This is a genomic window from Rheinheimera sp. (assembly GCF_037442345.1).
Classification (GTDB): Bacteria; Pseudomonadota; Gammaproteobacteria; order Enterobacterales; family Alteromonadaceae; genus Pararheinheimera.
In genome coordinates this window covers 37,744-49,783 of the sequence record NZ_JBBIQL010000018.1, presented here as the reverse complement: position 1 = coordinate 49,783, position 12,040 = coordinate 37,744, and the positions used below count along the sequence as shown (strand labels likewise).

Annotated in this window: 7 protein-coding genes; 5 read left to right on the top strand and 2 right to left on the bottom strand. The window is 53.0% G+C overall.

Features of this window, described 5'->3' with window-relative positions:
* Positions 1–313 precede the first annotated feature (313 nt).
* The gene (locus WKJ04_RS12355) at positions 314–1,252 is read right to left on the bottom strand and encodes a LysR family transcriptional regulator (protein WP_337880687.1); all 939 of its coding nucleotides are present in this window, start codon (positions 1,250–1,252) and stop codon (positions 314–316) included.
* An 89-nt stretch (positions 1,253–1,341) separates the two neighbouring features.
* Here WKJ04_RS12355 and WKJ04_RS12350 point away from each other — a divergent pair, with 89 nt between their 5' ends.
* The 5 genes from WKJ04_RS12350 to WKJ04_RS12330 all read left to right on the top strand — a co-directional run bounded on the left by WKJ04_RS12350 (position 1,342) and on the right by WKJ04_RS12330 (position 8,883).
* Positions 1,342–2,100 carry a type 1 glutamine amidotransferase domain-containing protein gene (locus WKJ04_RS12350; protein WP_337880686.1) on the top strand — a complete coding sequence of 253 codons (759 nt, stop codon included), beginning with the start codon at positions 1,342–1,344 and terminating at the stop codon, positions 2,098–2,100.
* Between the two features lie 219 nt (positions 2,101–2,319).
* The gene (locus WKJ04_RS12345; protein WP_337880685.1) at positions 2,320–4,797 is read left to right on the top strand and encodes an EAL domain-containing protein; all 2,478 of its coding nucleotides are present in this window, start codon (positions 2,320–2,322) and stop codon (positions 4,795–4,797) included.
* A 110-nt stretch (positions 4,798–4,907) separates the two neighbouring features.
* Positions 4,908–5,321 carry a hypothetical protein gene (locus tag WKJ04_RS12340; protein WP_337841171.1) on the top strand — a complete coding sequence of 138 codons (414 nt, stop codon included), beginning with the start codon at positions 4,908–4,910 and terminating at the stop codon, positions 5,319–5,321.
* A complete protein-coding gene (locus WKJ04_RS12335) occupies positions 5,281–6,468 on the top strand; it encodes a hypothetical protein (protein ID WP_337880684.1) in 1,188 nt (395 codons plus the stop codon). Before WKJ04_RS12340 ends, WKJ04_RS12335 begins: the two co-directional genes overlap by 41 nt.
* A gap of 3 nt (positions 6,469–6,471) precedes the next feature.
* The gene (locus WKJ04_RS12330; protein ID WP_337880683.1) at positions 6,472–8,883 is read left to right on the top strand and encodes an EAL domain-containing protein; all 2,412 of its coding nucleotides are present in this window, start codon (positions 6,472–6,474) and stop codon (positions 8,881–8,883) included.
* A gap of 36 nt (positions 8,884–8,919) precedes the next feature.
* On the opposite strand, the gene WKJ04_RS12325 is transcribed toward WKJ04_RS12330, so the two are convergent.
* Complete coding sequence (locus WKJ04_RS12325) at positions 8,920–11,985, bottom strand: transglycosylase domain-containing protein (protein ID WP_337880682.1); 3,066 nt, start codon at positions 11,983–11,985, stop codon at positions 8,920–8,922.
* Positions 11,986–12,040 lie beyond the last annotated feature (55 nt).

Here is a 12,040-nt window from a genome sequence, read left to right as displayed (position 1 = left end):
CTCTCCGTCTGATTTCACGATAAAAAGGCTGTCTTTATCTTCAAGTGCCGGCAACCTGTGCTGCTGTGACAAAAATTTTTAATTTTTTTCGGTTGGGCAACAAATCCCTTGCATGGAGCAGCGCCGGGCTGATAGCCGATCGGTGCAGGCTCCAGCGGGGCAGCCTTTCTGTTCAGTTTGGGTACAGCCAGACAGCTTAGACTTCAGAGGTCAGCCTGATTGCACTCCTGCTGACAACTCCACTTTTGCATACTGCTGGTATGCATCCGCAGTACTCCCCGCAAGGGAGCACTGACAAATGGCAGGAAGGGGTTCAGGGACGAACCCGATTTTTCTGTGGCTGGTTGGTCAGTAGCTGATGAATTTGCCGCCTGAGCCAGGCCAGGGCAACATCGCCCTGTGTCCTTGAATGCCAAATCTGAGATACCTGGATCTGCGGCAGTTCAACCGGGCAAGCCCGCATCTGCAGCGCTGCATTGGTGTCACAGGCCTTTACGGCAATGGACTCTAAGCAGGTCAGTAACAAATCCGTGCCTTGCAGCAGTGTGGCTGGTGTCATAAAGCTGGACAGCCCGGCCACCACCTGACGTTTTAACCCCAGTATTGCAAGCGCCTGATCGACCAACCCGTTTAAATCACCGGTCAAAGTTGTCATCAGATGCCGTGCCTGACAATAGCTGTCGACAGAAATCTCCTTTTCTCTGGCCAGCGGATGACTGCTCGACATCAGTACCACAAAACGTTCCTGCTGCAGCTTTTGCTGAAACAGAGTGGCCGGTAAATCCTGATAAAAACCTGCAATCGCCAAATCGCAGTCGCCACGCTCCAGCTCCGTTTTAGGCAACTGGCCTTGGGTATTACGAAAAACCAGCTGCAGCAATGGCGCTTCCTTGGCGAGCACCGGCAGCAGCTCAGGCAGCACTAACTGTTCAATATAATCGGTGCTGTAAATCTGGATCTGCCGCTGCAGCCGCTGCAGCTCTGGCGATTGCGCATTTTGATAAAACTGCTCCACCTGACTGACGACTGCCAGCACCTCTGCGGCGAGCCATTGGGCTTTGGGAGTTGCTGTCAGGCCGCGGGCAGCCCGGACAAACAGAGGGTCGCCAAATTCCTTACGCAGCTTGTTTAACTGATGGCTTAAAGCGGGTTGACTCAGATGAAGCCGCTGCGCAGCTTTGGTCAGGTTGAGTTCTTCGTACAGCACTTTAAACAGCAGCAACAGGTTCAGATCATGGGTTCTAATATTCATAAAGTTGATAGCTTTTATTGAATCAATTCATTTTACCTGAATTTATCTGTCCTCTAGACTGAGCGCAATCAAAACAGGAGGAGCATGACATGAACACATACCTGACGAGTGCTGTGGCGGTATTGTTGACCGCAACCAGTATTGCCACTCAGGCAGCGGACAAAGTACTGATCGTGGTAACCAGCCACAGTCAGATGGGAAGCAGCGGGGAGAAAACCGGGTATTGGCTCAGTGAGGTCACGCATCCCTACAAAGTGCTGACAGATGCCGGTTTTGAGGTGGATATTGCCAGCCTGGCCGGTGGTCAGGCTCCAGCCGATCCACGCAGTCTGTCAGAAACCGATGCAGTGAATCAGTGGTTTCAGCAGGGCTCTGCGCATCAGCCTAAGTTAGACCACAGCCTGCAATTAAGTGGTCTGGACCCGAAAAATTACCAGGCTGTGATCTATGCTGGTGGCCACGGCACTATGTGGGATTTTCCGCAGGACAAGGCGGTGCAGCAGTTTACGGCAGCTTTGTACGAACAAGGCGGTATTGTCGCCGCGGTTTGCCATGGTCCGGCGGCACTGCTGAATATTCGTCTGAGCAGCGGGGATTTATTGATCAAAGGCAAACATCTGACAGGCTTCAGTAACGAGGAAGAGCAGGCCGTCAAGCTGGAAAAGGTGGTGCCGTTTTCGCTGCAGGACGAGTTGACACAAAGGGGCGGTCTGTATTCTGCGGCTGGTTTATGGCAGTCTCATTTGGTGGTGGACGGGCGGCTGGTTACAGGGCAAAACCCTCAGTCGGCAGAAGCTGTCGGTCAGGCGGTCCGCAAATTGCTCAGCGCAAAAATGTCATCGAACTGATAGCGGGCTGTCATCAGGCTGCAACCTGTTTATTTCAAACTGAACAGGCTTGTTGCATGCTGTTTCAGGGGTCTGTACAGACCCTTTTTTTATCCTGTTGAACCTGGTCTCAGATCCGCTGCCGCCGGTCGCATCAACCGCCGTAGTGTTGGCTGTTGTCATAAAAACGCCATTTATCCCCTTTATGCTGATAGCACCTGGTGTTTTTGCCTGCCTGTTATGATAAAAGCCCGCTACCTTCCTGTATTAGTTGCCTTGGTGGTTTTGCTGCTGACTGCTTTGTTCAGCGGCTATATCCGTTATGCGGAGCTGAAAAACTCCGAAGTGAAATCGGCTGTCATTGCCCAGCAGGTGGGCAATAACCTGGAAGTGTTCTCGGCAGACCGGGTCAGGGCTATGCAGGATTTGATTGGCAGCTGGCCGGTGAACCATTTTAATCACGTCGACTGGTTTAATGTCCGTTCCCGCACGCTTGCCCGCATGCTGCCGGGCTTTGCCGATATTCTGCTATTGGACAAACAAGGGAGCCTTTTGTGGTCCATCAACAAAGAATTTCGTGAGCAAACTGCAGTGGCCGACTGGCCTGAGCTGAGACAGGATTTGCCAAAGCTGGCAGGTGAGGCAAAAGCCCTGTTGATCCAGTTGCCTGAACGAAGCTACAACCTGATGATCTGGCCGGTACTGTCGGAGCATGCCAAATACGGTTATATAGCGGCTGTGTTTGATACGGCACAAATTCTGACCGTGCTGACCGGTGGTCTGGAGCAGGACGATTTAAGTTTTGCTGTGCTGGACGAACAACGACTGGTCAAACAGCACAATGTGTTTTTCAGCGAGCGCAGCGTCAGTGAGCAGCCGCTGGAGTTTGCCGGCCGCCCCTGGTTATTCAGGGTGCAGTCACAACCTGTTGGCCTGAGTATCAGTGTGCTGGTGCTATTGCTCGGGGTCTTTATCGCCTGTATCTCTGCGCTGATCCTGACCCATTCTTTGGGCAAACAACGCCTGCTGGCCAGCCATGAAGCCAAATACCGCCGTCTGGTGGAAGGCTTACAGGGGCATTTTATTTACCGGGCGTCACGTGACTGGCAGGTTGAGTTTGTCAGCGAAAGTGTCAGCCATATTCTGGGCTATTCAGCGGCAGAGTTTCAGCAACACCACCTGGACTATATCAGCAAGGCGCCAGAAGAGCGGGCCCAGGCTCAGGCCGTCATTGCCAGAGGAGAAACGCCTGAACCTTACCTGGTGGAATACCGCACGCCTGCCGGGGATCATCGGCTGATTGAATACCGGGATGCCCCTGTGTTGGGTGACCAGGGACAACTGGTCGCCATTGAAGGTATAGGCAGGGATGTGACGGCTGAACATGCGATGCAACAGAAGATCCGGTATCAGGCCGATCACGACCAACTGACAGGTTTGCTGAACCGGTATGCCTTTAACCGGCAACTGGAGCAATTGCTGACCAAAGGAGCCGATTGTTGTTTGTGTTATATCGATATGGACCAGTTCAAACTGGTGAATGACAGTTGTGGTCATTTGGCAGGGGATGAACTGTTACGGCATATTGCCGGTATTCTGGCGCTGGATTTGGGCGAAAAAGATGTATTGGCCCGGGTCGGCGGTGATGAATTCTGTCTGATTTATTTTGGTTTGACACTCGAACAGGTGGAGGATCGCTTACGTAGCCTGCTCAGACGGATCAGCGAATACCGTTTTGTCTGGCAGCAGCATGTGTTTGAAATTGGCGCCAGCATTGGAGTGATGGCGCTGTCCGGCAAAGGCCACAATGCGGTCAGTGTGGTGCAGGCTGTGGACAGCGGCTGTTATCAGGCCAAAGTATCCGGTAAAAACCGTTATTTTGTGGTGCATGACAAAATGGAGCAGCTGAACCACAGGCAGTTTGAGCTGAAATTATTGCATACAGTGCAGCAGGCGCTGACTCATCAGCAGTTCCAGCTGTATTACCAGCAAATCAAGCCGTTGGATCCGCACTGTCAGGAGCTGCATTACGAGGTTCTGCTGAGGTTACAAAGTGCGGAAGGTGAATGGATAAGCCCGGCTATTTTTATTCCGCTGGCAGAACGTCATGGCCTGATGCAGCAACTGGATGCTTATGTGTTTGACCGGGTGATGACGGAGCTTGAACGTCAGCCAGAACATCTGGGCCGCCTGACCAAATGCGCGATTAATCTGTCCGGGTTGTCTCTGGGAGACGAGCAGTTGCTGGCGACTATCTCACAACGTTTTGCCCGCTCCAAAGTGCGGCCGGATCAGATCTGTTTTGAAATTACGGAAACGGCGGCGGTCAGCAATATGGCCAGTGCCAGCCGTTTTATTAACAACCTGCGTCAGATCGGCTGCCGTTTTTCGCTCGATGATTTTGGGGTAGGTATGTCCTCATTCAGTTACCTTAAACATATGAAAGTCGATTACGTCAAAATTGACGGTTCTTTTGTACGCAATATGAAACTGGACAGTGCGGACAGGGCCATGGTGAAAGCCATTGCAGAGATTGCTCAGAGCCTGGGCAAAGAATGCATTGCCGAATTTGTGTCCGATCCGGAATCTGTCTACTGGCTGCAACAGTTTGGGGTGCGTTATGGTCAGGGGTACAGCCTGCATCAGCCCGAACCTATGACCCGGCTTTGGTCGGCTGATCCACAGATTTTTGCGTTGCCTCAGGCAGGAAACGCCTGATTTTCCATGTTTATTTGCTCTTTCGTCCTTTTATTTCATTGGCGGCTGGCTATACTGCGCATCACTTACTGAATTTTTCAAATTCTGATTTGCGAAGGGAACGCTGCGACGTGAGCCGCCGACTGGTCACTTGTTTGTTGTTGCTTTATTCAGGCTGCAGTTTGGCGCTGGATGTGATTGTGCATCCCGGCGTCGCAATGACTGAGCTGAATGTCATACAGCTGCGCAGTATCTATTCCATGCGCCAGCAGAACTGGCCCGACGGCAAACCGATCCGGGTCTTTGTGTTGCCTGCCAAAACACAGCTGCACCAAGAGTTCAGCAAGCAAAAACTCCAGATGTTCCCTTACCAGCTGGACAGGATCTGGCAAAAAATTACCTATTCAGGTCTGGGTTCTGCGCCCGTTGTGGTGAACTCCACCGCACAAATGCTGGAAATGGTCAGCAGCACCACAGGTGCCATAGGATATGTTGAGGATGCCGATGAAGATTCATCCGTTACTGTGCTGCCTGTTCGCCATTAATCTGGCGTTGCCATGGAGTGGCAAGGTGCAGGCCACTGAGCCCAGCTGGCATGGTTTTGTCTCGCAGGGACTGATGCAGGCCAAAGACACCAATTTTGTCAATCTGGACGACAAGGTTTCCGCAGAACTGACTGAAGTGGGCCTGAATGCGGCCTGGACACTGACCGAAGAGCTGCGTCTGGCGGGGCAGGTGGTTTATGTGGATGGTGGCCGTCGTTTTGTTCAGGGCAGTAAACTGGATTATCTGTTTCTGGACTGGACTGTACACAGCAGTTTTGACTGGCGGCTGGATCTGTATTTTGGCCGTTTTAAAAATCAGCACTGGCTTTATTCGGCCACCCGCGACGTGCCCTTTACCCGCAATGCCATTGTGTTGCCTCAGTCGGTCTATTTTGATTCGTTCCGTGATATTGCAATGGGCAGTGACGGCCTGGCGCTCAAAGCCATCCGGATGACGGATATAGGCGAATGGGAACTGAACTGGAGTTATGGCGCCACCAACCTCAGCAAAGAACAAAGCCAGTTGCTGATCAGTACTCTGGCACAGGGCGATGCTGAACAGGATTATGTCCACCAGATGAGCCTGTACTGGCGACCAGCCAACAGTGGCTGGCAGTGGGGCATTTCGTTGCTCGATTCTGATTTCAGTTATGACAGCGCTGAGCAGGATTATTACTTCGACGGGGGTATTACGGTGCAGCGGGTGATGGCGAACTTTCGGTATGCCGCTGAGTTTTGGGAACTGTCCGGCGAATGGCTGCAGGAGCGGATGAGCATTTATGACTTTTTTGCCCCCGGCTTTCGCAGAGGCAGCTTCAGTCAGGGCTGGTATCTGCAGGGGCGTTATCAATGGCTGGACAACAGTTGGCTCAGCCTGACCTATGACAATTTCGATCTGGACAAAGATAACCGCAGTGGCAGCCAGTTCCCGGCCAGCACGGGCGGTTTGGTGCCTGCGTATTTTGGGTATCAGAATGATTTAAGCCTGGGACTGAGCCTGGATGTAGCGGATAACCTGAGGTTGATGCTGGAGCACCATTGGGTTGAGGGTACCGCACGGCTGGCCTATCCGGTGTTGCCTGATGTTCAGCACAACACGGAAAAACACTGGGAACTCTGGGCGCTGCAACTGATGTACTGGTTTTGAGTAATGAAATCGGCGTCGTTGTCTTTACCGCTGAAATTTCTGTTTTTAACCAGCACAGTGCTGCTGGTGATGACTTTATTGCAAACCGGCTTGAGCCTGTTCAGGATGGATGCTGCGTTTGAACGGCAGCAGCAATTACGACGTAATTACGCTGAGCAGCAGTTTATGCAGCAGAACCAGATAGCAGAACAACAGATCCGCTTATGGCTGGAAAGTTTTGTTGATTTAATTCAACTGAATCAGCAAAAGGATTTCAGCAGCTTCAGCCGGCAACTGGCGGCACAAAGTGCCACTATGCAGTTGCATCTGAATATTGATCAGCTCTGGCTGCATGACGCCAGTCAGCGCATGTTATTTGCCAGCCAGCCGACCCCAGGTTTGTTTGACCCGGCACTGGTACAGCAGGTGCTGCGCCAGCAGAGCCCCGCCAGTGCGTACTTGTGCAAGGACTATTGCGTACGCCAGCTCAGTGTGCCAGTGCTCAATGCCAATGCAGATATTGCGGTGATCAGTGTGACCACCACCCTGGTGGATATGTTGTCGGCGCTGCATCAGAGCCTGGCCGCGGATCTGGCGCTGGTCCGCCTGGACGCTGGCCAGGGGGACGTCAGCCATCAGTTGCTGTCCGGTTCCAATCCTCTGCTGGCCAGACAGTTGCTGCAAAAATTACCGGATGAACTGAACACTATGCTGCTGCATAAAGGTGTGCAGATGGAGCAGGGGGGCCGTTATTACCTGCTGTCTGCTTTTATGCTGCAGCCCAGAGGGATCTATCTGGCTGTGATTGAAGATATCACCGACTTTGTGCAAACAGACCAGCAGTACCGCAGCCAGCTCTGGTGGTCCAGTGTGGCCTTGCTGGTCGCTATGCTGCTGCTGGTTTATCTGATGATGCGGCGGATCAGCCTGCGACTGAGCAGTCTGACCCGGGCATTGCCACTGCTGTCACAAAAGCAGTACCAGAAATTCCGTCTGAACAGCCAAAGCCGTGACGGCCTGTTGACTGACGAGGTGGATTATTTACGCGAAGCAGCGGTGGAATTGTCGGTGGAGCTGGAGCAACTGAACCAACGGCTGGAACTGCACACCCAGGAACTGGAAAAAGTCGCGATGTATGACTTACTGACTGGCCTGCCTAACCGGAATATGCTGCAATCCCAGTTGGGGTTGTTACTTCAACAGGCTAAGCCTCAAGGTTTTATCAGTCTGCTTTTTGTTGATTTAGACGATTTCAAACGCATCAACGACAGTCTGGGTCATGCGCTGGGCGATGATTTGCTGAAGCAGGTGGCTGAACGGCTGAAATCTGTGCAGGCTGAACACGTGCTGTTGTGTCGCTTTGGAGGGGATGAGTTTGTGTTGGTGCAAAGCCAGTGCAAAGAGGCAGATTTACCCTTTCAGCTCGCCAGTACCTTGCTGCAATTGCTGGCGCCACCTTTTAATCTGGATGGCCGTGATTTTGTGATGACCGCCAGTATTGGGATTGCCTTGTGCGATGACGCGGAGTCAGCCGCCGATGATTTGATCCGTCAGGCTGATATTGCGATGTATGCGGCCAAACAGAATGGTGGTAACGGTGCTCAGGCCTATAACCTGGATATGTACCAGCGGGTGCGGCAGCGCGTCGGGCTGGAACAGGATTTAACTCTGGCGTTGGCCCAGCAGCAATTCAGTCTGAGTTTTCAGCCACAAATGGAAGTGGGCATTGGCCGGCTGGTCGGCTTTGAAGCCTTGATCCGCTGGAAGCATCCGGAGCGGGGCCATGTACCGCCGGACCAGTTTATTCCTATTCTGGAACAGAACCGCCAAATCATTCCGCTGGGCTACTGGATTATTGAACGCTGCCTGCAGCTGAGTCTGAGCCTGCAATACGCCGGCTGGCGTGACTTACGGATAGCGATCAACCTCTCGGCGGAGCAGTTCAGCGATCCGGAGCTGTTCAGCCGTCTGACCGCGTTGTTGCAGCAGTATGAAGTGGACGGGCGTTTTATTGAGCTGGAGCTGACGGAACGTACCTTAGTCCAGGACATCGACAGCATGCTTAAACGCATGCAGCAAATTAAGACCTTGGGTGTGTACCTGGCCATTGATGACTTTGGGACCGGCTATTCATCGCTGAACTACCTGAAGCAAATGCCCATGGACAGCATTAAAATTGATAAAAGCTTTTTGTCCGGCATGCTGGAAAACAAAGCGGATGGCCAGATCATTACCTCTATTATTGCGATGATGCATCAGCTGGAACTGCAGGTCGTCGCTGAAGGGGTGGAGACCAGTCAGCAGCTGGAGTTTTTACGCCGGCATGGCTGCGATATGGCACAGGGCTACCTGATAGCACGGCCTGTGCCACAAGCGGAACTGTTAGGTTATATCGAACAGCATTTCAGCGGTGGTGTCTGGCATCCTGCCTCCTGAACAGACCAGCCAGCCTGAGGCTGGCTGCATGTCGTACTACTGACATAACTCCGGCTGTTGCAGGTAAGGCGTCAACAAAGGCGCCATGCCCTTGAGCACCTGCAACGGCAGGGCCGACGTAAAACTGAAGTTTTCCGCGCTTTTGCCCGGCACAAAAGCGGTCAGGGTACCGAAGTAGTTGTCTCCCAGATAAAACACAAAGGTGGCGGTGCGGCTGACTTTGGTGGCCGCCACAGTACGGCCCCGGATCACCTGGGTGGCCACTTTGTTATCGCCTGTGCCGGTTTTTCCACCTATGGCCATAGCACTTTGGTCGCTATTCAGAAATGCCCCCTGCAGACGACGGGCTGAACCGTCGGCCACCACCATTGACAAGGCGTGTTTCAGTGCCTGTGCTACTTCGGCTTTCATCACCCGTTCAGGCGCTGCAGGCTGATAGCGTAATTGAGCTTCATAGGGAGTTCCGGCGGCAAAATGCAGTGCGTCGACACGCACAGTTGGCAGGCGCAGGCCGCCATTCTGGATAATACCAATCAGCTCAGCCAAAGCCGCTGGCCGGTCGCCCGAACTGCCCAGCGCAGTGCCAAGGGACGGCACCAGGAAATCAAAGGGGTAACCCAGTTTTTTCCAGCGCTGGTGGATATCGAGGAAGGCCTCAACCTCCAGCATAATACGCACACGAGTGTCGCGGGCCGATTTATTCGAGGTTTTAAATAACCAGCGGTACACCTGCTGGCGTTGTTCTTTGGAATTGTCGACTGCATCCTGGAAGCTGGCTTCCGGGTTCTTCTGCAAGTAGCTTAACAGCCAGAGTTCCAGCGGGTGGACCCGGGCTATATAACCCTGATCCGGCAGGCTGAATTTACCCGGGCCGTATTTGTTGTACAGCTCATCAATGTCTTTGACGGTCAGGTTTTCCTCTGGCAGACGCTGCTGCAAAAAGGCACTGAACACAGCAAAGTCAGACTCGGGCAATAAATAACGGTGCACTGCAGCCAGCCGATCCGGCGTTTGTTTTAAGCCTTCAAAAAACATATCCAGGCGCTCGGCTTCAGTTTTTTTCTGGTATTTGCGCCAGAAGCGTGACAGGAAGGTGGTGCCTTCTTTATCGACAAACTTACGCAGGTACTCTTCCCGGCGCGGATCGTTGTCGTTTTTCAGCAGCTGCGAGCTGCTGCCGGCCGTCTGGTAACTGCTGCTGTACGCCACAATGTCGCGCATCAGCCGGACAAAGGGCAGGTTCAGTGATTCCTGCAATGACTGCAACACAGTCGCGACTTTGGCGTCGTCCTTTTTCTGGAAGTTACCAAACACTTGCGAACCGCCACCGGTAAAAAAGCGCTCATGCGGCGAAGCGGAATAGGTACGCTGTAACGCGGCATCCAGCATTCTGCTTAAATCGCGGTCTGTGGTGTGTGCCATGTACTGAGCTGCCCAACGGGTTAACTGGTCATTGGGCGCAATTTCCAGATTCAGCAGATTTTCCGGTAGTTCTTCGGCAAAGGCGTCATGCAGCTCAGCAATAATTTCCAGATAAGTAGTCAGTACCCGCAGTTTGGCGGTTGACCCGAGTTCCAGCTTACTTTGCTCATTTAAATCAAAGGGCTGGTCTGTATTGTCGGTTTGCACCCGCACCCTGTTCCCACTGGGGGTGCGCTCAAACAAGGTAAAGCTGTAAGTGACCTGCCCTGTACTGTCAGCTGATAAGAGGCGTTCGCCCAACAGACCGACTTTTTCAGCAAAAGCTGGGGAGGCCAGGTTATTCAGGTACTGGCTGACTTTCTGTTGCAGCTCATTGTGCAGGGCGACCTTGGCCGTCAGATCCAGCCGGTCCAGATCATAAAGCTGTTGGTTCAACAGATTGCCAAGCCGGCCGCGGGCGACATTGATGCCTTTGAGCTCCTGCGCACTTAACTTCAGCAGCGGGGCTTTGCCGCCTTTAAACACCAGACGCTGCGCCAGCGCTGCATCGGCAATGGCTTTGTCGACCACCTGGGCATTGGCCAGCACCCGCAGGTGGCTGTCGGTCAGTTGCTCCAGATCGTCGTGGCCCTGCAGCAAATAATAGGAGGGGCGACGCTGGGCTATCATCAGCGCCAGCACCTGACGCAGCGCCAGTCCTTTGAGTTTCAGATTCTGTTCGGTCAGTGGAGCCCGCATCACTTGATTAAAGCGGCCAAAGTCGGTGCCAAACCAGGCCCAGAGTGCATCCCCTACACCGTGCACTTCGCCAAAACCCGGCGCCGAAGACAGAGGGACAGAGTTCAGATAGTCCAGCACAATTTCATGCCGGCTGAGCGACGTATCGGCGCCATAGCGGTAAGCCCGCACTGAACCCGACACCATTTGCAGGAATTTATCAGTAAAGTTACGGGTCAGCCCCTGAGGTGAATGCCGGTATTTTTCAATCTGTGTGGCTAAGGTACTGCCACCGGCGGACTGACCTTCCAGGTTCAACACTTTGCCGACCTGCGAAACAGCCGCCATCATAAAACGTGGCCAGTCTACGGCCGGGTTGGCACGGGGCGGCGACGTCAGCAGTTTTCGGTTTTCAATAAACAGCAGGCTGTCGCGCACCAGTGCCGGTACTTCGGCAGGGTGCTGATACACCCGCTGAGGGTGAGCAAACGAAAACAGTTCTTCATTGCGGCAGTCGCCAATCAACAAGCCTGCCTGAGCTTTTTCGCGGTAGGGGGGGAAAAAACCCAACTGGCTATAGAAGTGCATCTGTGGTGAAAACTGGGCCTGACGTTCAATCTGAAAGTTATTTTGTGTCAGTCTGGGTAAAAATTTTGGCAGTTTGGAATAGCCGAGGCGCTGATCAAAAGGGCCAGCCACAGGGTAAACCACCTGATCGGTTGGACCTTCACGCAGTTGATAGGTCAGGTTTCTGGCGTATTTACTGATTTCAGTCGACTGGTAATGGGCTGTATGTAATTCGTAAGCCACCAGCGCAGCAATGGACAGCAGCAGTAATAAAAACAGCCATGGGATCAGGCTCCTGCGTTTGCGTACAGGCAACGCAGTGGCTGCAGCTTCCGCTGCTCTGTCTTCACGGTAATTATCAAACTGTATCTGATTCATTTCTGGTGGGGACGACAAATTGGGTTCCATGGCGCTGTGCAACTGTCCGTGATTTCGATTCTAACGTGATTAC

What these genes read in the sequence shown, in the direction of transcription:
- WKJ04_RS12355 (WP_337880687.1), bottom strand. Translation starts at nt 1,252, where the DNA reads ATGAATATTAGAACCCATGATCTGAACCTGTTGCTGCTGTTTAAAGTG.
- WKJ04_RS12350 (WP_337880686.1), top strand. Translation starts at nt 1,342, where the DNA reads ATGAACACATACCTGACGAGTGCTGTGGCGGTATTGTTGACCGCAACC.
- WKJ04_RS12345 (WP_337880685.1), top strand. Translation starts at nt 2,320, where the DNA reads ATGATAAAAGCCCGCTACCTTCCTGTATTAGTTGCCTTGGTGGTTTTG.
- WKJ04_RS12335 (WP_337880684.1), top strand. Translation starts at nt 5,281, where the DNA reads ATGAAGATTCATCCGTTACTGTGCTGCCTGTTCGCCATTAATCTGGCG.
- WKJ04_RS12330 (WP_337880683.1), top strand. Translation starts at nt 6,472, where the DNA reads ATGAAATCGGCGTCGTTGTCTTTACCGCTGAAATTTCTGTTTTTAACC.